The organism is Leifsonia sp. NPDC058248 (genome assembly GCF_042881905.1).
Lineage (GTDB): Bacteria > Actinomycetota > Actinomycetes > Actinomycetales > Microbacteriaceae > Leifsonia.
In genome coordinates, this window is record NZ_JBHVXB010000015.1 from 40,042 (window position 1) to 57,911 (window position 17,870).

23 protein-coding genes and 2 tRNA genes are annotated in these 17,870 nt (G+C 67.3%); 6 read left to right on the top strand and 19 right to left on the bottom strand.

All coding sequences use genetic code 11. From position 1 onward, the window contains the following. Window positions 1-30: 30 nt before the first annotated feature. From ACFVV5_RS18655 to ACFVV5_RS18670, 4 genes are all read right to left on the bottom strand, one after another. Window positions 31-555, bottom strand: a complete 525-nt coding sequence (locus ACFVV5_RS18655; RefSeq protein ID WP_387247107.1) for a hypothetical protein — start codon at window positions 553-555, stop codon at window positions 31-33. 233 nt (window positions 556-788) lie between these two features. Further along, a tRNA-His gene (locus ACFVV5_RS18660) sits at window positions 789-864 on the bottom strand. 51 nt (window positions 865-915) lie between these two features. Further along, window positions 916-1,536: an oligoribonuclease gene (gene orn, locus ACFVV5_RS18665; RefSeq protein WP_387247109.1), complete on the bottom strand. Its 621-nt coding sequence runs from the start codon at window positions 1,534-1,536 to the stop codon at window positions 916-918. 9 nt (window positions 1,537-1,545) lie between these two features. Continuing rightward, window positions 1,546-2,334, bottom strand: coding sequence for an SGNH/GDSL hydrolase family protein (locus ACFVV5_RS18670; protein WP_387247111.1), 789 nt, complete (start codon window positions 2,332-2,334; stop codon window positions 1,546-1,548). A gap of 152 nt (window positions 2,335-2,486) precedes the next feature. Here ACFVV5_RS18670 and ACFVV5_RS18675 point away from each other — a divergent pair, with 152 nt between their 5' ends. Next, window positions 2,487-2,756: a thioredoxin domain-containing protein gene (locus ACFVV5_RS18675; protein WP_387247113.1), complete on the top strand. Its 270-nt coding sequence runs from the start codon at window positions 2,487-2,489 to the stop codon at window positions 2,754-2,756. A 154-nt stretch (window positions 2,757-2,910) separates the two neighbouring features. Here the strand turns inward: ACFVV5_RS18675 and ACFVV5_RS18680 are convergent. Both ACFVV5_RS18680 and ACFVV5_RS18685 read right to left on the bottom strand, forming a co-directional pair. Then, a tRNA-Arg gene (locus tag ACFVV5_RS18680) sits at window positions 2,911-2,983 on the bottom strand. Between the two features lie 75 nt (window positions 2,984-3,058). After that, window positions 3,059-4,363: an MFS transporter gene (locus ACFVV5_RS18685; protein ID WP_387247159.1), complete on the bottom strand. Its 1,305-nt coding sequence runs from the start codon at window positions 4,361-4,363 to the stop codon at window positions 3,059-3,061. Between the two features lie 158 nt (window positions 4,364-4,521). On the opposite strand from ACFVV5_RS18685, the gene ACFVV5_RS18690 reads away from it, so the two are divergent. Continuing rightward, window positions 4,522-5,376 carry a LysR substrate-binding domain-containing protein gene (locus tag ACFVV5_RS18690; protein ID WP_387247115.1) on the top strand — a complete coding sequence of 285 codons (855 nt, stop codon included), beginning with the start codon at window positions 4,522-4,524 and terminating at the stop codon, window positions 5,374-5,376. Window positions 5,377-5,476: 100 nt separating this feature from the next. Here ACFVV5_RS18690 and ACFVV5_RS18695 read toward each other — a convergent pair whose 3' ends face one another. Next, a complete protein-coding gene (locus tag ACFVV5_RS18695; protein WP_387247117.1) occupies window positions 5,477-6,694 on the bottom strand; it encodes a cation:proton antiporter in 1,218 nt (405 codons plus the stop codon). Window positions 6,695-6,782: 88 nt separating this feature from the next. On the opposite strand from ACFVV5_RS18695, the gene nadE reads away from it, so the two are divergent. Continuing rightward, on the top strand, window positions 6,783-7,637 hold the full coding sequence (gene nadE, locus ACFVV5_RS18700) for an ammonia-dependent NAD(+) synthetase (RefSeq protein ID WP_387247119.1): 855 nt from the start codon (window positions 6,783-6,785) through the stop codon (window positions 7,635-7,637). Window positions 7,638-7,710: 73 nt separating this feature from the next. Here the strand turns inward: nadE and ACFVV5_RS18705 are convergent, their stop codons facing one another. Continuing rightward, window positions 7,711-8,406: a hypothetical protein gene (locus tag ACFVV5_RS18705; RefSeq protein ID WP_387247121.1), complete on the bottom strand. Its 696-nt coding sequence runs from the start codon at window positions 8,404-8,406 to the stop codon at window positions 7,711-7,713. Between the two features lie 149 nt (window positions 8,407-8,555). Beyond that, on the bottom strand, window positions 8,556-9,566 hold the full coding sequence (locus tag ACFVV5_RS18710) for an aldo/keto reductase (RefSeq protein WP_387247123.1): 1,011 nt from the start codon (window positions 9,564-9,566) through the stop codon (window positions 8,556-8,558). 46 nt (window positions 9,567-9,612) lie between these two features. Between ACFVV5_RS18710 and msrA the strand changes: the two genes are divergently transcribed. Together msrA and ACFVV5_RS18720 are read left to right on the top strand one after the other, a co-directional pair. After that, entirely contained in the window at window positions 9,613-10,140 is a 528-nt protein-coding gene (gene msrA, locus ACFVV5_RS18715; protein WP_387247125.1) for a peptide-methionine (S)-S-oxide reductase MsrA, read from the top strand. A gap of 152 nt (window positions 10,141-10,292) precedes the next feature. Then, window positions 10,293-10,493 (top strand): hypothetical protein, encoded by a 201-nt coding sequence (locus tag ACFVV5_RS18720; RefSeq protein ID WP_387247127.1) that lies wholly within the window; start codon window positions 10,293-10,295, stop codon window positions 10,491-10,493. 194 nt (window positions 10,494-10,687) lie between these two features. On the opposite strand, the gene ACFVV5_RS18725 is transcribed toward ACFVV5_RS18720, so the two are convergent. Both ACFVV5_RS18725 and ACFVV5_RS18730 read right to left on the bottom strand, forming a co-directional pair. Then, window positions 10,688-11,326, bottom strand: a complete 639-nt coding sequence (locus tag ACFVV5_RS18725) for a hypothetical protein (RefSeq protein WP_387247129.1) — start codon at window positions 11,324-11,326, stop codon at window positions 10,688-10,690. Window positions 11,327-11,447: 121 nt separating this feature from the next. Then, a complete protein-coding gene (locus tag ACFVV5_RS18730; protein ID WP_387247131.1) occupies window positions 11,448-11,657 on the bottom strand; it encodes a hypothetical protein in 210 nt (69 codons plus the stop codon). A gap of 626 nt (window positions 11,658-12,283) precedes the next feature. On the opposite strand from ACFVV5_RS18730, the gene ACFVV5_RS18735 reads away from it, so the two are divergent. Continuing rightward, window positions 12,284-12,787 (top strand): hypothetical protein, encoded by a 504-nt coding sequence (locus ACFVV5_RS18735; protein ID WP_387247133.1) that lies wholly within the window; start codon window positions 12,284-12,286, stop codon window positions 12,785-12,787. Window positions 12,788-12,939: 152 nt separating this feature from the next. On the opposite strand, the gene ACFVV5_RS18740 is transcribed toward ACFVV5_RS18735, so the two are convergent. The 8 genes from ACFVV5_RS18740 to ACFVV5_RS18775 all read right to left on the bottom strand — a co-directional run bounded on the left by ACFVV5_RS18740 (window position 12,940) and on the right by ACFVV5_RS18775 (window position 17,715). After that, window positions 12,940-13,434: a hypothetical protein gene (locus ACFVV5_RS18740; RefSeq protein WP_387247135.1), complete on the bottom strand. Its 495-nt coding sequence runs from the start codon at window positions 13,432-13,434 to the stop codon at window positions 12,940-12,942. An 11-nt stretch (window positions 13,435-13,445) separates the two neighbouring features. Then, a complete protein-coding gene (locus ACFVV5_RS18745) occupies window positions 13,446-13,901 on the bottom strand; it encodes a Panacea domain-containing protein (RefSeq protein WP_387247137.1) in 456 nt (151 codons plus the stop codon). Between the two features lie 279 nt (window positions 13,902-14,180). Then, window positions 14,181-14,519 carry a hypothetical protein gene (locus ACFVV5_RS18750; protein ID WP_387247139.1) on the bottom strand — a complete coding sequence of 113 codons (339 nt, stop codon included), beginning with the start codon at window positions 14,517-14,519 and terminating at the stop codon, window positions 14,181-14,183. Further along, window positions 14,516-14,881 carry a hypothetical protein gene (locus ACFVV5_RS18755; protein ID WP_387247141.1) on the bottom strand — a complete coding sequence of 122 codons (366 nt, stop codon included), beginning with the start codon at window positions 14,879-14,881 and terminating at the stop codon, window positions 14,516-14,518. The genes ACFVV5_RS18750 and ACFVV5_RS18755 overlap by 4 nt, the downstream gene beginning before the upstream one ends. Before the next feature lie 636 nt (window positions 14,882-15,517). Then, the gene (locus tag ACFVV5_RS18760) at window positions 15,518-16,006 is read right to left on the bottom strand and encodes a hypothetical protein (protein ID WP_387247143.1); all 489 of its coding nucleotides are present in this window, start codon (window positions 16,004-16,006) and stop codon (window positions 15,518-15,520) included. 325 nt (window positions 16,007-16,331) lie between these two features. Further along, window positions 16,332-17,012, bottom strand: a complete 681-nt coding sequence (locus tag ACFVV5_RS18765; RefSeq protein ID WP_387247145.1) for a hypothetical protein — start codon at window positions 17,010-17,012, stop codon at window positions 16,332-16,334. 344 nt (window positions 17,013-17,356) lie between these two features. Further along, window positions 17,357-17,488: a hypothetical protein gene (locus ACFVV5_RS18770; protein ID WP_387247147.1), complete on the bottom strand. Its 132-nt coding sequence runs from the start codon at window positions 17,486-17,488 to the stop codon at window positions 17,357-17,359. Then, window positions 17,485-17,715 carry a hypothetical protein gene (locus ACFVV5_RS18775; RefSeq protein ID WP_387247149.1) on the bottom strand — a complete coding sequence of 77 codons (231 nt, stop codon included), beginning with the start codon at window positions 17,713-17,715 and terminating at the stop codon, window positions 17,485-17,487. Before ACFVV5_RS18775 ends, ACFVV5_RS18770 begins: the two co-directional genes overlap by 4 nt. Window positions 17,716-17,870 lie beyond the last annotated feature (155 nt).

Genomic DNA, 17,870 nt, shown 5'->3' on the forward strand with positions numbered 1-17,870 from the left:
GGGGTGGCGTGCGAACCGCCCAGCCGGATGCTAGTTCGTGCGAGTCGCCGGCGGAGTCGCGTTCGGGTCTTCCGGTGCCGCCGAGTGGCGCGCGCCCTCGGGGGTGGCGGCCGGAGCCGCGGTCGGAGCTGCGGTCGGAGCTGCGGTCGGAGCCGCGGTCGGAGCCGCGGTCGGAGCCGCGGTCGGAGCTGCGGCCGGGGCCGCGGTGCTCGTGCCGTCTGCACGGACATCCGGGTCGATTCCGTCGGCCTTGCGAAGCTTCTCGTCGGAGGCGGTGCGAGCCTCGGCAGCAGCGTCCTGCCTCGATGCCGCCTCCTGGCGGAGGCGTTCCGCGTCGACTTCGGCCTGCTGCGCGTCGGCGGCGGCGCGGGCCGCCGTCGCCTCGCGTTCGCGGGCGGCGAGGTCGTCCTCGACGGCTGATTGACGCAGTTCGCCTGCGCGCTTGCGGTCGGCTTCGGCCTTGCGACGGCGCCCGACGGTGGCAAGGACGATGATCAAGGCGATCACCAGGACCACGACGACGATGATCACAACGATGAGTGCGGTCGTATTCATGCCTCGGAGAGTACGCGCACCAGCCCATTCCGCCAGGGGCACCTTCGGAGTCCGTCGAGGGCATGGACCGGCCGGGATCCCGGCTCAGACCGGTCGGTGGGTCAACGTCGCGCGGGCCTGCTCGACGCGGACCAGCAGGTAGAGGGTGAGGAGGCACAGCATCGCGGCCACGATGCTCACGAAGTACGCCACGAATCGCGGCGATCAAGCCAAAAGGTCGGCGATCAAACTATTGGGGTGAGTAACGGGGCTTGAACCCGCGACCTCCTGGACCACAACCAGGCGCTCTACCAACTGAGCTATACCCACCATGTCTTCAAGCGTCTCATGCGATTCGCTCAAAGCAACTTGACGATTCTATTACATCTGAGGCGTCCATTTTTCCACCACGCTCGCGGAGACCGCTTGAACGTCTTCGGTGGTGGGTCCCGGCTCGCTCACGAAGGCGGCCAGGCGGTAGTACTCGAGCTCGCGGATCGACTCCAGGATGTCGGCCAGGGCGCGGTGGCCGCCGTGCTTCTCGGGCGCGTTGAAGTAGATGCGGGGGTACCAGCGGCGCGAGAGCTCTTTGATCGACGAGACGTCGACGCTGCGGTAGTGCAGGTGGTTGTCGAGGCGCGGCATGTATTTGGCGAGGAACATGCGGTCGGTGCCGATCGTGTTGCCGGCCAGCGGGGCGGTGCGGGCGCTGGGCGCGAACTTGAGCACGTACTCGAGCACCTCGTATTCGGCTTCGGCCAGGCTTTTGCCCTTGGGGATCTCTTCGATGAGTCCGGAAGCGGTGTGCATGTCGCGCACGAACTCGCTCATATTGGCGAGTGCCGACGCGTCGGGCTTGATGACGATGCTGAGTCCCGGGTCGAGCACGTTCAGTTCGAAGTCGGTGATGACCACCGCGATTTCGACGAGTTCGTCGACCTCGAGGTCGAGTCCGGTCATTTCGCAGTCGATCCAGACCAGTCGATCCGAGGAATTAGCCATGCGGAAAGTCTAGTGCTGGGGTCCGACGGGGTAGGGCACGGGGCGTTTGGCGTCGAGTCCGTCGCCGGCCGAGATGTGCCGCAGTCGGCGGGCGACCCAGGGGATCGCGTACAGCCGCAGCCAGGTGCGCATCGGCAGTGATGGGGGAGGCTCCGGCGGCGGCTCCGCTGTGTTCGTGGCCGCGATCTCGGCGTAGGGGACCCCGAGCGTGTGTGCGGCCCTGGCGGCCAGCAGCCGGTGCCCGCGGGCGCTCAAGTGGACCCGGTCGGATGCCCACATCGAGCTTTCCTGGAATTCGCGCACACCCCACACGTCCAGCACGACGGCCTGGTTGGCCCGGGCGATGCTCCAGATGTTGGCATTGAACACGGCCGCGCGTCCGCGGAACGGTTTGAGGAAGAAGGCGAACTGCGGGTCGAAGATGTTGGCGAGCAGCACCGTCGCCCCGCTGGCTCGCAGGGAGCGGATGCCCGTGTCGAGACGCTCGGCCAGAGCATCCGGATCTGCCGCCGGACTCATGAGGTCGTTCCCTCCGACCATCACCGAGACCAGGTCGGCGCCGAGGTCGAGCGCGTGGGGGATCTGATCGTCGACGACGTCGGAGATGCGCCGGCCTCGCACGGCAAGGTTGGCGAACTCGAACTCGTGGCCGCCCAGCCGCGCGTCCCCGTCGAGGATGGCGGCGAGCCGGTCGGCCCAGCCCAGCAGCACCGTCGGATGCCCGGGAGCAGCATCGCACAGGCCCTCGGTGATCGAGTCCCCGAGGGCGACGTAGCGGGTGTATGCGGCGCGGCTCACATCTGCGATTGTCGTCATCCGGGGCAAACGCGAGGTGTCCGGCGCGTGACTGTCGCCCGATGGTCTCCGGATGTTCGCCGGACGTACACTGAGGGAGTGGATTCGATATCGGCGGTTCGCCGTCGCGTCACTGATTCGGGAGCGTGAGCGGCGTGAAGCTGACCTTGTACACGTCGGCGTTCTGCGAGCCGTGCATGCAGACGCGGGCGGTCCTCGCCGAGGCGTCGCGGCTGGTGCCGGAGGCGTCGGTGACCGAGCTCGACATCGCCCGCAACGAGGATCGCGCCGAGGCCGACGGCATCCGGGTCACACCGACCGTGATCGTGAGCACGGCGGCGGGCGAGGAGGTCTTCCGTGCGGAGGGCGTGCCGACCTTGGCGCAGGTGCTGGTCGCCGCGGCGAAGGCGCTCCCCGTCGACTGAGCGCCGCCGACCCGGTGGTTTGCCACTTGTTGCGGCCGACACGCCCGGGATGACGACACCTAGTCGCAAACGACGCCGTTGGGGTCGGGTGCCCTCGGCAGGAATCGAACCTGCGACCAAGAGATGAGAAGGAGCCGCGATCAGACGCTCCGGGTGCCCTCGGCAGGAATCGAACCTGCGACCAAGAGATTAGAAGGCTCCTGCTCTATCCGCTGAGCTACGAGGGCGGGGCGCTTCCACGATACCGTAGCCCGCCCGGCCGTCCCGGCAGCGGCCCCTGCGGCTGCCCGGGGCGCAGGCCGTCAGAGGCGCGCGCTGGTCTTCCCGGCCCGGTTGACGATGGCGATGCTCGGCCGGCGTCCGCGCAGGCTGACCTTGAGCCGGAGGCTGGCACGGCGCGCGATCAGCAGCGCGATCACGACGGCCGCCGCCGCGGGCACCAGCCCCGAGATCATCATCGCGATGTGCGGGCCAGCCGTTTCGACGATCCAGCCCATGAGCGGGCCGCCGAGCGCCTGACCGCCGAGCAGCACCAGGATGTACAGCGAGATCACGCGGCCGCGGATCTGTACGTTCGACGACATCTGCACGAGGGAGTTCGCTCCGGTGATGAACAGCAGGTTGGCTACGCCGATCCCGACGAGCAGCGCCCCGAACCCGATCTCGCCGGGCGCGAATCCTGCCGCCGCCTGCACGATCCCGAGGGCGGCGGCCGTGCCGACCACCATGCTCAACCGGATGCTCGTGCGACGCGTCGACGCCAGCGCGCCCACCAGCGCCCCCGCGGCCACCAGGGCGTTGAAGAGCCCGTAGCCCTGGGCGCCGACATCGAACACGTTGTTCGCGTAGGCCGCCAGGAACACCGGCATGTTGAACGCGAAGACCGCGACGACGGCGACCATCACCACGGTCCAGAAGATCATCGGTTTGCTGCGCACGTAGCGCATCCCCTCGATCAGCTGGCCTTTGGCGCGCGGGGCGGCGGGGGAGGCGTGCAGCTGCGAGCGCTTGAGCGAGATGAGGGAGCCGACGACAGCGAGACAGGCGACCGCGTTGATCGCGAACGACCAGCCTCCGCCGACCGCCGTGATCAGCACGCCGGCGACGGCCGGCCCGATGAGGCCGCCGAGCTGGAAGATCGACGAGTTGAGGCTGATCGCGTTGCGCAGGTAGTGCGGGCCGACGAGTTCGCTCACGAACACCTGGCGGGTGGGGTTGTCGACGACCGTGACGAGACCGAGTGCGAACGAGATCGCGTAGACGTGCCACACCTGGACGGCTCCGGTGAGGGTGAGCACGGCGAGGAACGCGGCGAGCAGGGCGGCGATCGACTGCGTGACGATGAGGATCTTCTGCTTGGAGTAGCGATCGGCGATCACGCCGCCGTAGAGACCGAAGACCAGCATCGGGGTGAACTGCATGAACACAGTGACGCCGACGGCGGCGACGCTGCCCGAGAGCTGCAGGACGAGCCAGTCCATCGCGATGCGCTGCATCCACACCGCGGTGTTCGCGACGAGGTTGCTCGCGGCGAACCGGCGGTAGTTGGGGACGCGGAGCGAGACGAAGGTCTCACGCCACGGCGGCCGTGCGGTGAGCACGGGCATTGGTCCGGTGGGAGGGGCTGCTGCAGTGTAGTGGGCCACGAATATTCCTGCGTGTCTAGTTACGTATGCTGATCTGTCCTCTCGACGTTACGCAGGTCGCGGTATTCTTGCAGCGAATTGAACCTATAACTCCTATTGGCTTTTCGAATGGATGCTCGATGCTCGACCCCGTCCTCCTCCGCACGTTCCTGGCGGTCGCCGACACCCGCAGCTTCACCAAGGCGGCCGCTCGTCTCGGCATCAGCCAGCCGACCGTCAGCCAGCATGTGCGGCGGCTGGAGCTCGCCGCGAAGCGTCAGCTGATCGCGCGCGACACCCGGGATGTCCGCCTCACCGACAACGGGGATGCGATGGCCGGATTCGCCCGCACCATCCTCGCCGCGCACGCCGAGGCCGACCGCTACTTCAGCGGTTCCGCCATGCGGGGACGGCTGCGGTTCGGGGCGGCGGACGACCTCGCGATCACGACGCTCCCGCGCATCCTGCGGCACTTCCGGCAGCAGCATCCGCAGATCAACCTCGAGCTGACCGTCGACCAGTCCGGCCCGCTGCACCGGCGGCTGAAGGGCGGGCACCTCGACCTCATCTTCATCAAAGAGAACCCGGGCACCACGGACGGGACCATCGTCGCGACCGACGACCTGGTCTGGGTCGGCCAGGAGAAGACCGTGATCGAGCCCGGGGATCCGATCCCGCTCATCGCCTACCAGAGCCCCAGCCTCAGCCGGCAGATCACGATCGACGCGCTGGAGGCCGCCGGCCGCACCTGGCGCATCACGTGCAACACCCGCGAGGTGAACGGCGTGATCGCAGCGGTGCGCGCGGGCATCGGTGTCGCGGTGTTCCCGCGGTCGCTCATCCCGTCCGACCTGGTCAAGGTGACGAATCGGTTCGCGCTGCCGGAACTCGGGCAGGTCGACTTCACGCTGCTGTCGAACCCCGCCGCGCCGCGCGAGCCGATCGAGGCGCTGACCGCCGCGATCCTCGGGCGCGCGCTCACGCGCATCCCGTAGCCGTCGCGCCGACGCGCCCGCGCCTCCGTCGAAGGGCGGCCAACGCATCCGAATCGGCGGATTTCGGCTGCGTTCGCCACCCCTAAACGGCCGGGGGCGGCTAGCCGACGGTCGGCACGCGCTCGAGGTCGGGCGGCCGCAGACCGCCGTCGCTCGAGCGCTTGCGCAGGGTGAGCGCGATGATCGGGAACAACAGCACCGACAGCATTCCGGCCCCCAGCAACGCGGTCGCCGTACCCTTCTCGAGGGCGTGGTCGGCGAGCGCGATGTTCGTCACCGCGACGATGATCGGCAGGCCCGTCGCGCTGAATAGCGTGAGCGCGCTGCGGTCCGCGAACGTCGAGCCCGGCGGGACCGCGAACGAGCCCGGGATGCCGCGCACGACCAGCAGCAGCACGAGGAAGATCGGCAGAAGCAGGAGCGCGTGCGGGTCGCCGATGAGGGCTTGCAGGTCGAAGCCGATCCCGGTGTTGATGAAGAAGACCGGCACGAGCACGCCGAAGGCGACGGCTTCGAGCTTGGTCTCGATGAGTTCGGCGTCCGGTTTGCTGGCTCCGGAGAGGAGCACGCGGCAGATCACCCCGGCCGCGAACGCGCCGAGCAGCATGTCGAGCCCGAGGGCGACGCTCAACCCGACCAGGGCGGCGATCACCAGCACGACGAAGCGCACGGCGAATTGACCGCTCGTGTGCAGTGTGGCGCTCACCAGCCGGTGGAAGCGCTCGTGGGCGCCGCGCGAGGCGAGCCAGATGGCGACAGCGGCGACCAGGGCGAACCCGATCAGCACCAGGGCGGCCGCCAATGGCTTGCGCCCGCTGAGGAACAGCGAGATCGCCAGCAGGGGGCCGAACTCTCCGACGGCGCCCACCGCGGTCACCGCGAGGCCGAACGGAGTCTTCAGCTCGCCGGCATCCCGCAGCACGGGCATCAGGGTGCCGAGGGCCGTCGAGGTCAGTGCGATGCCGATGTAGACGCCCGCGATCGGGTCGGGGGCGAGCAGGATGCCCAGCAGGACGCCCAGCACGAGCGACACCAGCCACCCGAGCGAGGCCCGTTTGAGCGGCCGGCCCTTGATGGACGCGAAGTCGATCTCGTTGCCCGCCATGAAGAAGAGGAAGGCCAGGCCGAAGTTCGCGACGAAGTCGAGCGCGTCGGTCTTCGGGATCCAGCCGAGCACGCTCGGACCGACGATCAACCCGAGCACGATCTCGAAGACGACCAGGGGGATCTTGGCGACCTTCCCCACGACGTTGGCCAGCAGCGAGGCGGCGACGGCGAGCAACGGGACGAGGACGATGGTACCGACGGTGGGATCCATGCGGCGATGCTACTGCGGGGGAACATCCGGCCGGGAGCATCCGGAAGGCGTTCACATGACGGAAATGCGGCGGCGCTAATGTGGCTCCATGCGTGATCTTCAGGCCAGAATCATCGAAGAGCTCAACGTCCGCGCGACCATCGACCCCGCCGCCGAGGTGGAGAAGCGCGTCGGATTCCTCGTCGAATACCTCACGACGACGGGCGCCTCCGGCTTCGTGCTGGGCATCAGCGGCGGCCAGGACTCCTCCCTCGCGGGGCGCCTCTGCCAGCTCGCCGTCGACCGCCTCGGCGCGCAGGGAGTCGACGCCGAGTTCATCGCCGTGCGGCTGCCCTACGGGGTGCAGCACGACGAAGACGACGCGCAGCTCGCGCTCAGCTTCATCCAGCCGAAGCGCGCCGTCACCTTCAACGTCAAGCGCGGCGTCGACGGCTTCGAGGCCGAGTACGCCGACGCGGTCGGCGAGGCGATGAGCGATTTCACCAAGGGCAACGTCAAAGCACGGGCCCGGATGATCGCCCAGTACGCGATCGCGGGCCAGCGCCGCCTCCTCGTCGTGGGCACCGACCACGCGGCCGAGGCCGTCACGGGATTCTTCACCAAGTACGGCGATGGAGGCACGGACATCCTGCCCCTCACCGGCCTCACCAAGCGGCAGGGCCGTGCCCTACTCGAACACCTCGGCGCACCCGACCGCCTCTACACCAAGGCGCCGACGGCCGACCTGCTCGATCACACGCCCGGCCAGACCGACGAAGACAACCTCGGGCTCAGCTACGCCGACATCGACGCCTTCCTCGAGGGCGGCGACGTTCCGGATGCGGTGGCGAGCGCCATCGAGGCGCGCTACCTGGCCACGGAGCACAAGCGCCGGGTCCCGGCGAGCATGTTCGACGAGTGGTGGCACCTGCGCGGCGACTACACGGAGCAGCGCACCCACTAGACCGATCTCGACAACGAGAGAGCGCCGGCGGTGTGACCGCCGGCGCTCTCTTCGTCGGGTGGAGTGTCGTGCCTCAGACCGGCTGTGACAGCGTCGAGGTGGGGGAGGTATCCGGGTTCGCATGACGCGTGGCGACGGGAACCGTGTCGGAGGCGGCGAACGCCGCCGCCTCGTCGCGCGTCTCCACGTCGGCGCCCGCAGGAGCATACTGCTGGTGGTGCTGCTGCGCCACCCACGCATCCTGCTGCTCGATCAGCGCGCGTTCGCTGTCGTTGTTCTCGAATCGCCAGCGCTCCAGGTCGCCCTGGAAGATCTTGCGTGCACGGCCCGGCTTGTTCTGCCATTCGATCAGCCGGTCGCGGAACTCCGCGACCGCCGGGTCGAGTTGGTAGCCGAAGGTCGCCGACGCGCGCTTCATCTCGGCGAGCTGGTGGCCGGCCCAGTTGGCGGCGATGCCGGCGCCCTTGATCGGGAGCAACCGCACCATGATGTCGGCCTGGCCGACGGCGCGGTCCGAGAGGACCTGCTCGCCGGGGGTCAGGGAGTTCCACACGGATGCCTCGGTCGCCGCATCCACGAGGGCCGCGATGGCCGACGCCTTCTGCTGACGATCGGTGCGGGAGAGCAGACCCTTGATCGCGCCGCGCGCGATCAAGGCTGCGAGCAATCCGGCGACGATCACGGCGACCGCGAGCACCACCGCATTGAAGACCATCGGCTGAGCCGCCGACGATGTGAGCCAATCAACGAAGTCATTCCACCACTGCATGGCGTGATGTTAACTCGGCCGACGCCCAGACCCTCGGAGATCGGCCGCAGTGTCGCGGACTCGTGGTGCAGCCTGTGACGACGAGTCGCGCCGGATCGGCGTTCCGGATGCCCGGCTCCGCGCGATCCGGCGCGATGGAGTGCCGCTCGCTACTCGAGCTGCTCGGTTCCGTCCACGGCGAACGGGTCGATCTCGGCGACCTCGTCTGGAGTGAGCGGGGGAGCATCCAGTGTCGCCACGTTCTGTTCGAGCTGCCGCACGCTCGACGCGCCGATCAGCGCGCTGGTGACCGTCGGCTGCCGGAGCACCCAGAGGAGGGCGAGCTGCGCGAGCGACTGGCCGCGGCGTGCGGCGATCGCGTTCAGGGCGCGGGCGCGCTCGAGGTAGGTCGGGCTGAGCTGCTTCTCCGAGAGGAAATTGCTGGTGGCGGCACGGGAGCCGGCTGGGACGGTGCCGTCGAGGTAGCGGTCGGTGAGCATCCCCTGCGCGAGTGGCGAGTACACGATGCTGCCGGCGCCGATCTCGTCGAGCACCGGGAACAGGCCGCCCTCGATCTCACGATCGAACATCGAGTAGCGGGGCTGGTGGATGAGGAGGGGCACCTTGTGCTCGGCCAGCGCGGCCGCAGCGGCACGGGTCTCCTCCGGGTTGTAATTCGAGATGCCGACGTAGAGCGCCTTGCCCTGCTTCACGGCCGTCGCGAGCGCGCCCATCGTCTCCTCGATCGGGGTCTCGGGGTCGGGCCGGTGCGAGTAGAAGATGTCGACGTAATCGAGGCCGAGGCGCCCGAGGCTCTGGTCGAGGGACGACAGCATGTTCTTGCGGGAGCCGTACTCGCCGTACGGACCGGGCCACATGTAGTACCCGGCCTTCGTCGAGACGACGATCTCGTCGCGGTACGGGCGCAGGTCTTCGCGCAGCAGCCGGCCGAAGTTGGTCTCGGCGGTTCCAGCGGGCGGTCCGTAGTTGTTGGCGAGGTCGAAGTGGGTGATGCCCAGATCGAAGGCGCGACGCACGATCGCCCGCTGCGTCTCGATCGGGCGCTCGTCGCCGAAGTTGTGCCAGAGGCCGAGCGACAGGGGCGGGAGCTTGAGCCCGCTCCGTCCGCTCCGGTTGTACGTCATCGTGTCGTAGCGGTTCTCCGCGGGAACAAAAGTCATGACCTCATCGTAGGAGAATGGTGCTCGTCGAATGAGAGGAAACCCCATGCAGACGTTCGTCCTCGCCGGAGGCTGTTTCTGGTGCCTGGATGCGGTGTACCGCGTCCTGCGCGGCGTAAAGGATGTCGTGTCCGGCTACACCGGCGGCACGGTCGCCGGGCCGACCTACGAAGAAGTGTGCACAGGTCGCACCGGCCATGCCGAGGCGGTCGCCGTCACGTTCGATCCGGAGGTCATCCCGGCCTCGGTCATCCTGGACGTGTTCTTCACCCTGCACGACCCGACCCAGCTGAACCGTCAGGGCGCGGATGTCGGCACCCAGTACCGTTCGGCCATGTTCTACGACGGTCCCGAGCAGAAAGAGCTCTTCGAGGCCGCGATCGAGCGGGCGAAGACTTACTGGGACGGCACGATCGTCACGACCCTCGAACCGCTCGGCGAGTGGTACCGCGCGGAGGAGTACCACCAGGACTTCTTCGCCAAGAACCCGGGACAGGGCTACTGCCTGGCGGTCGCGCAGCCCAAGGTGAACAAGATCCGCACGTCGTACGCCGAGTACGTGATCGCGGCGTAGCGGGCATCCTCCGCAGGGCTGGGTTCGGCGTCCTCCACAGGGCCTGGATCAGGGGAGTTCTCCCCAGATCCGGGCCCTCTCCGTTTGTGCCGGCGTTCGCACCCGAGACTCGGTGTACCCGCCCGATCGGCGGCCGACCGAAGGAGAGCACGATGAACGATTCCCTGTCCACCCGCGGCTTCGTGGCCACGACGCCCAACCATCTCGTCACCAGCGAAGGGCTTCCGATCACGACCTTCCGGCTCGCCACGACGCGCCGCAAGTTCAACCGCACCACCAAGTCGTGGGAGAACGGCGACCCGTACTCAACGTGTCGCGCTAGTCGTGTCACCAGTCTGGGGGAGTCGCTGTGAGGGCACTCTCAGTCAGCATGAGCCGCGACTTTATCGAAGTGCTGCTGGAGGAGGTACTTGATCTCGACGTGAATTCAGGCGGTTATACGCCCCGGGCTCTGGACGTGCTTCGCCTACGCCTTTGGATGGAACTGTCGCCCGGGGACTAGCGACGAGTGACGGGCCGAGGGTCAGGCCCGGCGCGAACCCGGGCGCTAGCTCGACTTCTTCTTGCTGACGTAGCCGTAGTTGTAGCGCACTTCTCCGTGGGACGACGTGTAGCGCCTGTATGACTTCTTGACTCGCTGAACGCGCTTCTTTGCCGCCGCTTCGGCTCTAACTGGATTCGACGGGTTGGCGCGGTTCTCGCGCCGTCGCGCGGCCCTCTCGGTCGTGCGCCACTTGCGGAGAGGCCGGTAGCGAGAGACCCAGCCATATATCTCCTCGCCGGGTGGGACATGGTTTGTCTGCTCGTCCGTGAAGGTCCAGGACAGCGCTCCGTGGGGCTCAATGCGCGCGGGCACTGTCGGCCCGTCGACGGTGCCGCCATCCAAGACGATGCCGCTAGCACTGGTTATGTCTTCGCCTTCACGGCGACTGAGGCCGACGTCCCAGATAGTCGACGGCTCGCTTCCTGTGTTGAGGGCTGTCACGGTGAAGAGGAACGCGATCATGTCCGCCTCGACCTTCATGGTTATTGACTCGCCCGCAGGCAGCGGCGGGATCGCGGGTACCGTTATCGTCGCGCGCCTATCGATCTCGGCGTGGAGGCGCGGTCGCTGTAGCCAGAATGTGTTGAATATCCCCCACAGGACGCCGACTATGGCGACGCCAAGTGCAAGCCAAGCAACCATGCACGACCTCCGAGCGTTGAGGGACGTCGATCTTCTCTGCGCCACTGCTGAGCATCGCGTCCGCTGTCGCGAGCGTATTACCTGTGCATCTCTTGCAGGCAGTCAATCACGGCGGTATCGTTCACGGTCGGGCGTGCTCGACCTCGGCGAGCGCCGCGAGTAGCTCACGCTTTACGGCCGCGAACTCGCTCAGGAGGCCCGCACGCACGGACGAAGGCACGCCGCGATTCTGGTCGTCCAGGAGCGCCGCGTGGGCCGCCTGGGCGATCGCCTCGCGGAGGTCGTCCTCGGGGCGTGCGGCAATAGCCGCGATGGTCTCGTCGCGTGTCACTCGGTCACGGTATCGCGGGGGGAGTGCCGCGAGCTGTCGCCCGTTTTGGGGGTCGGCGATCCAGATCGGCGGAACTTCGCAGGTCGCCGGGTGCCGCCGCGCGAGGCGTCTTACGTGACGCAAGCGGAGCGTCCGCGGGGTGTGTTTGACTTCCCTCGGCGCTGCCACTGGGGCGACGCCGAAGGGAGATCGAATCATGTACGAAGACGCCGCACTCGCGGTTCAGACCCTATTCGGAGACACGATCGGAGACGTCGAATTCTCCGCGCTCGTCGACGCAGTCGTCGCCAGCCGGATGACGCGCGAAGCGTAGGACGGCCCCGAGCTAGGACTAGTAGCTCGGGGCCGCGCCTCCGATGATACTGAGGCGCTGTGCGCCCGTCAGATACACGAAAAGGCCCCCGGCCGAGCACTGAGCTCAGCCGAGGGCCTTTCGTGCGCGAGCGAGGCGCACGCGATTTGTCACACGGTGTCCACGGTCACTTCCTGATTGCGGACTTCAGGCGACGGGATGCGCAGCGGACTACTGCCCGAGCTAGCGGCAGCCGCGGGTATCTCGGCTGAGCGTCGGGTCGACCCTGCGCGGGAGTAGGGTCACGGCATGACGACCTGGCGAGCTGCGGGCAATGGCTGAGGAAGATGCAACGGGTTACTGGGGAGCTCCTGAAGATATAGTCACCGAAGTGGGGCGCATTACGATCAGCGGCACGGCGCTAGAGGCGGCTCTTTACAGGCTCGCGGGCGGCGTGGGCGCGGGAGACCTACGCAACAAGCCCGCAAGTGTCGCGGCGTCGAAACTCGCGGCGAAGGCGACCGAGCTGGCGGCCCAGCGCGGGCTAGAAGATCATCCGAAGCTCGCCGCATTCCTCGTGCGGCTGGAGCGCTTCCCGACGACAGCCAGCGACGCGCTGGAGGAGCGCGGGCGCGTTGTTCATTCGACGTATGTGAGCTACCGCGGAGACGACAGCGACGAATGGGAACCGGGGCATAGTCGAACGCGAGAAGGGACGTACGAGGCGATTCGGCCCGTTGTCCGCGCCGAGTTCGAGGCGGTTCGGCGACAGGTCGAGGAAGCGGCCCTCGAAGGCTGGTCGCTGTTCTCGATGCTATTCAAGGGAGAGCTGGACTAGCGCGCTGCGCGAGACGTCACGGGTCGGCGCGCTGTGCGGCCTCTTGAGTGACGAAGGGCTCCGCTGCTGGTCATTGCACCTGGACGGGGCTTTCGTGCGTCAGACGATCTGTCGTGATTTGTCGGTGGCCTGGTGACGGGGTTGTGTAGCGCCTACCTATCGGCGGACGGACAGACCTTGTGATTCTCGTCCCACCAGAGCAAATAGAACATGTGGTCGTCGGGCAGGATCACGCCCCAGAGACGCTTCAGATTGCCGAGGCGGAAACGGAAGAGGCGGTCCTGATCGTCGAGCTCGATTTCTTCAAGTCGGTCGCGCGCTTCCTTGCACAGGTGAGCAACCGGAATGAATTTGTGCTTCTCGTCGCGCCGATTGTTCCCGCCGGCCATGTCGCGCCGGATCTCAGCCCACGTACGCTTTTCCATCTGGGCAAGGAAGCTCATGATCTCCATGAGTTGTGGCTGTCCGATTGTCCAGGACCAGTCGCCCGTAACCTCGTGGTCCACGATCTGGAGGCCCCAGGCGGGCCGGGCGTCGAGCCAGTCGGCTGCGTGTCGATTGCTGCCCTGGCTGGCCAGCTTGCGGGGGATGCGCCCGGCTGAGGTCGTCGCCGCTTGGGGTACGGCCTTACGCTTCGGCGCTGCCACTCGTGAGCCGCCTAGACAGGCTCGGAGTCGGCAGACGTGAGGAGGCCCTCGTAGAAGGCTTTGATTGCCTCGTCGGTAATCGGCGACTGGCTACGCGCACCGTCGGGGATACCTTTGCGGGCGTCACGCCACGGCGATTCGCGGTGCGTTAGCTCACTGAGCTCTAGTGCCGACTTCTCGCCATACGCGTCTAGTACGGCATCGATCGTGGCCTTCTGATCCTGGGACAGGTTCGCCGAGGCGCCTCCTGCGGGCGTTTCGATCATGTATTCGCGGTGATACGTCGAGTACAGCGAACGGCAGACGGGGCCATTCGCCCAAGCTTCGATGCGTTCGCCAAATAAAGGATCGTCGTCCCAGACGAGCGACCAGGCCTTCGAGTAGTAGACGAGCTTGTGCAGCTTCATTGCCTCGGTAAGGCCGCGCTTTTCAAGGATGTAGGCGGCGACGTCTTGGGCAGTAGCCATGACGGTTTCCTCCTCGCGCATGGTCAGTTGTGGGGGTGGTAGCGCTCCACAGTGTAGTAGTGGCGCCCGACAAATGGCCCCAGGCGCTCGCGCCGATCCTCGCTCGCATGAGAGCGGACGCGTTTCGTGTGGGCTGGCTTACCTTCTGGGCAACTCGATACGCCTGTGGGTTGACTTGCCGAGCGTGCGAGCGCTGCTGGAACTTGAAGGACGACGCCGTAATGAAAAGGGGCCCCGGCCGCTTGTGTGTGGGCGAGGGGTCCCCCGTGCGCGAGCGGCTCAGAACGGCGCGTTGTGGAGGTCGTCGTCGGTGTCGAGCTGGGCGCGTGCGTCGAACGTATCGCGGAAGCGGTCGACGCCGGAGAGGCGCTCGACGTTCTCGGCGCGCTTGACCTCGGGCAGCTCGCGCATGAGGGCTGCGTACGCGACCTTTGTCACGCGGCGGACGTCGGAGGGAAGGGACACCGCGACGGCGTAGCTGTGGGCCCCGTCGAACACGTCAGCGGGTGTCCACCCGTCACGGGGCAGTGACGGGTGCCACACGGGCAGGTCGCCGGAGGAGTCACGCGGAATGAGGATCAGTACGCCGCGCCTGTCGACTGCTGCGGGCCGCCTCACTTCGAGTACCTCGCTCGCGCCGCGTCTCGGCCGCGCTGGGAGCTCGTTTTCGGTCCTGAGGTGGGCGGGACGAGTCTGGAGAGGATCGCCGCTGAGGCGGTCCGGGCGAGACGCGCTTCGACGACGGCGGGGTGAACAATGGTTTGTCCCGTCGAGCCGGTGGCGATCATCCCGGCATCCTGGGCGACGGCGTCGAGCCGTTCGGCGGACGCGTGGAGTGAAGCGGCTTGCTCCAGGGAGCCGAGCTCAGCTCCGGCCAGATCAGGGCGCTGGTCGATGACGCCGAGGAAGAGCTCCCGCGCGCCGTCGGTCCAGCTTTCGGGGAGCTCCCAGTCGTCGGACGGGGGCGTGGTGGCAGTCAAATGAGGTCCTTTCGATGGGGCGGGGTTGTGGGGCAGCGATTCAAAAAACAGAAGGCTGCCGGTAGAAAGCGGCAGCCGCTATGCCGTAACGGGCTGGGGCGACGGGGGCGGGGGGAGGTAGGCCCCCAGGGGTGGGCGGGTTGCTTGCGGGGACAGCCGTTCTCGAAGAACATGTCTTATGGCCGTCGTCATCAAGTGCCCGAAGTGCGGCACACAAGTGCGTGTGCTTCGCGATGGATACGTCGAGAGGCACGAGGGCCAAGGCGCGGCATGTGCATTCCGTCGCACGGCCCACACTGGGACGCGTACGCGCCCTCAGTTCAGTGATGCCGATCGCGCAAATGCCGAGAAGCGACGGTCGTTGCGCGCCGCTCAGGCTGAGGCTGCGAAAGCGAACGGCGTGGCCCGAGCGAAGAACGTGAAGCCACCGAAGCCGCCAGTGCTGAAGGAGGAGTGCTCGGTGTGCGGGCGACGGATGACTCGGAAGAAGCAAGGCCCCCTCGTGGCACACACGAATCCGACCTCCGGGCGGTGGTGCAAGGGCGGGGATACTCCGACCGATTCGCAACGGGCGAAGAATATGAAGCGCCGCAGCGTATGGACAGTCAGCGGCGGACTGCCCACACTAGGCCGTCGCTAGCGACCAGTCTTTGCCTTCGGCTTCGGCTTCGGCCGGTGCCACGGCTCGGCGTAGGCGACGACTGGGCGGGGGCCGCGCGCCGGGATCATCGCGCCGCACCCGTCGGCGCACGCGACCACATAGCGAGTGGTGGGTGCGACAGGAGTTGCGATCTCGATCGGCTCGGGCTGGTGTTCAGGGACGATCTCGACGGCAGCGGCAGCCGGGGCGGGAGGCTCCTCCTCGGTGGCGGTAGAGCGTCGCGCTTTCGCGGTGAGCGCCCGTGCAAGGAGCTCCGCGTGAACGTGCCCGCGCACCACTTCGAGCCGCCGCTCTGGCGAGAGCGCGACGAAGGCCGCCCGGCTGAGGGGCGCGCGGAGAGAGACGGGCGTGATCGCAGCCGACTCGGCCTCAGCGAAGTGCGTCAGCGACTCCATACGGCGCTCGGTTCGGCGCTCGACCTTCTTCAGGTCGTGGGCGCTCAGGGTGAAGTTTGTCGTTGTCATGGCTTGCGAGGTTCCAGCTCGCGACACCGGCCTGTAGCGCCGGAGCCTGTCGGGGGTGAAGGAGGCCGCGTGAGTTGCGGCCTCCCGATCGGCGAGACGCCGAGGATGAAGCGCCAGGCGGCGACGGTGATCGCCGCCTGGCTGGACAGAATCGCGAGGGAGACGCTGAGTACGACGGCGACTCCAGCCGCTCGTCCGAGGGGTTAGGAGCGGACACGACGAGTCACGCGGCCCTCGGAATGTGTGAGTGAGGGGCGGAAGGGATAACGGAGAGGTGAAGACGCCCGGCGCAGGCATCCGCCACAGAGACTGCGCCGGGCGAGTATTAGGCCGTCCCGGGGACGGAGTAGAAGCGCGTTCCTCGGCGGGTGACGATCGCCCAGCCGAGGGCGTCCGCTGCTGCGTAGAGCGTCCGGGAGCCGACACTCAGGCCAGCGGCGAGCGCCGCCTCGTGCAGCGCTTTACGCGCGATCAGCCCTTCGGGTTGCGCGAGGAGGAATACCGAGACGGCGAGATGCCCGTCGACGCGCTGGCGCGGAGGCGCAGGGATCGCCGATCGGAACCGGCGCACAGCTTCCTGACGGACGTATTGAATGCCCTGGATTGTGCTCGCGGTCTGGGCCAGAGACTCCTGCGCCAGGACGAGTTGATCGCGGGAGATCGAGAGGCCCGACTCGGCGGCATCGATGCGCCGCCGAATCGTGTCGCGTGCCCGCGCACGGTCGTCATCCGCGTCGCGGAACGGCATTCGTGCGAGGAGCGTTTCGTCGAGCTCGACCGCGAGCATTACCGGGTCGGTGTTGAGGTAGTAACCGAGGACTTCAGCGGCCCCAGAGAAGATATCCGCGATAACGTCGCCGACGTCATACGGCGTGACGTGCGCGCCGTTGAGGCGGTAACCGTGGCCCCGTCCAGGCGAATAAGTGAGTCCGGAGGCGGCGAGGTCCGCGGCGAGAGCCTGCGGCGGGATGAGGCCGACACGATAGGCGTTGTTTGTCGAGTTCACGACATGGGTTGAGAGAGGTATAGGAGGGGGCGCGGCCTGGGGAGAGGCTGCCCAGTCGATGAGTCGCATGTGGCGGATGCTTTCGTGAGGGGCGAGGGTGCAGGAAGGGTGCAGGAAGGGTGCAGGAAGGGCAGATTGGACGGCCTCTGGATGGTCGAGATCGGCGTCATTCTGCGGGCGGGGTGCAGGAAGCGCTAAAAGGGTCGGCACCTATGTGGGAGCGGTAAGTCGACGTATGGGCTCTGTCGTTTCGGCATTTCGTCATGGTCGTACCGTCGGTGCCTGGGAGCGGTTGCGGGCCGCCCCCAGGCTCGACGGGATCGTCTAGACGACGCGGCCTGGGCTCAGCACAGGTCTTCCTCGTCGAGGAAGGGGAAAGGCTCGGCTCCGCCCTCGAAAGTGCCACCGTCGGCACGAACCGCGTCGACATAGAGCGTGCCGTCGACGAGGTTCGCGGGGAGCTCGCGGGCGCTCATCGGCGGACCGCCTTGGCGAGTGCCTTCGCTTCTGCCCAGTCGGCCAAGTTGGTCGAGCCATTCACGAGGAGCGTCGCGAGGGCGTCGGCGGGGGAGAGCTTGTGCCGAGCTGCGTAGCGGTCGACTGTGCGCCGGGAGAACACGTCGAGGTCTTCGACGCGATCGGGAAGGGTGGTGTCGGCGGTCGCGTCGGCCACGAGCTGCGAGATCGTGTTGTGGTTAGGCATGGTCAGCCTCCGGAGTGAGGGCGTCGAGGTCGAATCCGTCGACACGGCCGCTGTAGTAGACCTCGGCATAGTGCTTGTCGTTGTAGGGCTTCCCGCGATACCGCGCGGTCCAGTGTCGGCCGGGCGAAGCGGCCGCTGTGTGGGCGAGGTCGCGG

Bases quoted from the DNA above. Each gene is read 5' to 3' on its own strand.
- ACFVV5_RS18720 (WP_387247127.1), top strand. From the start codon at position 10,293: ATGAACGATTCCCTGTCCACCCGCGGCTTCGTGGCCACGACGCCCAAC.
- ACFVV5_RS18760 (WP_387247143.1), bottom strand. From the start codon at position 16,006: ATGACAACGACAAACTTCACCCTGAGCGCCCACGACCTGAAGAAGGTC.
- ACFVV5_RS18655 (WP_387247107.1), bottom strand. From the start codon at position 555: ATGAATACGACCGCACTCATCGTTGTGATCATCGTCGTCGTGGTCCTG.
- msrA (WP_387247125.1), top strand. From the start codon at position 9,613: ATGCAGACGTTCGTCCTCGCCGGAGGCTGTTTCTGGTGCCTGGATGCG.
- ACFVV5_RS18770 (WP_387247147.1), bottom strand. From the start codon at position 17,488: ATGAGCGCCCGCGAGCTCCCCGCGAACCTCGTCGACGGCACGCTCTAT.
- ACFVV5_RS18685 (WP_387247159.1), bottom strand. From the start codon at position 4,363: ATGCCCGTGCTCACCGCACGGCCGCCGTGGCGTGAGACCTTCGTCTCG.
- nadE (WP_387247119.1), top strand. From the start codon at position 6,783: ATGCGTGATCTTCAGGCCAGAATCATCGAAGAGCTCAACGTCCGCGCG.
- ACFVV5_RS18695 (WP_387247117.1), bottom strand. From the start codon at position 6,694: ATGGATCCCACCGTCGGTACCATCGTCCTCGTCCCGTTGCTCGCCGTC.
- ACFVV5_RS18690 (WP_387247115.1), top strand. From the start codon at position 4,522: ATGCTCGACCCCGTCCTCCTCCGCACGTTCCTGGCGGTCGCCGACACC.
- ACFVV5_RS18710 (WP_387247123.1), bottom strand. From the start codon at position 9,566: ATGACTTTTGTTCCCGCGGAGAACCGCTACGACACGATGACGTACAAC.
- ACFVV5_RS18735 (WP_387247133.1), top strand. From the start codon at position 12,284: ATGGCTGAGGAAGATGCAACGGGTTACTGGGGAGCTCCTGAAGATATA.
- orn (WP_387247109.1), bottom strand. From the start codon at position 1,536: ATGGCTAATTCCTCGGATCGACTGGTCTGGATCGACTGCGAAATGACC.
- ACFVV5_RS18745 (WP_387247137.1), bottom strand. From the start codon at position 13,901: ATGGCTACTGCCCAAGACGTCGCCGCCTACATCCTTGAAAAGCGCGGC.
- ACFVV5_RS18775 (WP_387247149.1), bottom strand. From the start codon at position 17,715: ATGCCTAACCACAACACGATCTCGCAGCTCGTGGCCGACGCGACCGCC.
- ACFVV5_RS18725 (WP_387247129.1), bottom strand. From the start codon at position 11,326: ATGGTTGCTTGGCTTGCACTTGGCGTCGCCATAGTCGGCGTCCTGTGG.
- ACFVV5_RS18705 (WP_387247121.1), bottom strand. From the start codon at position 8,406: ATGCAGTGGTGGAATGACTTCGTTGATTGGCTCACATCGTCGGCGGCT.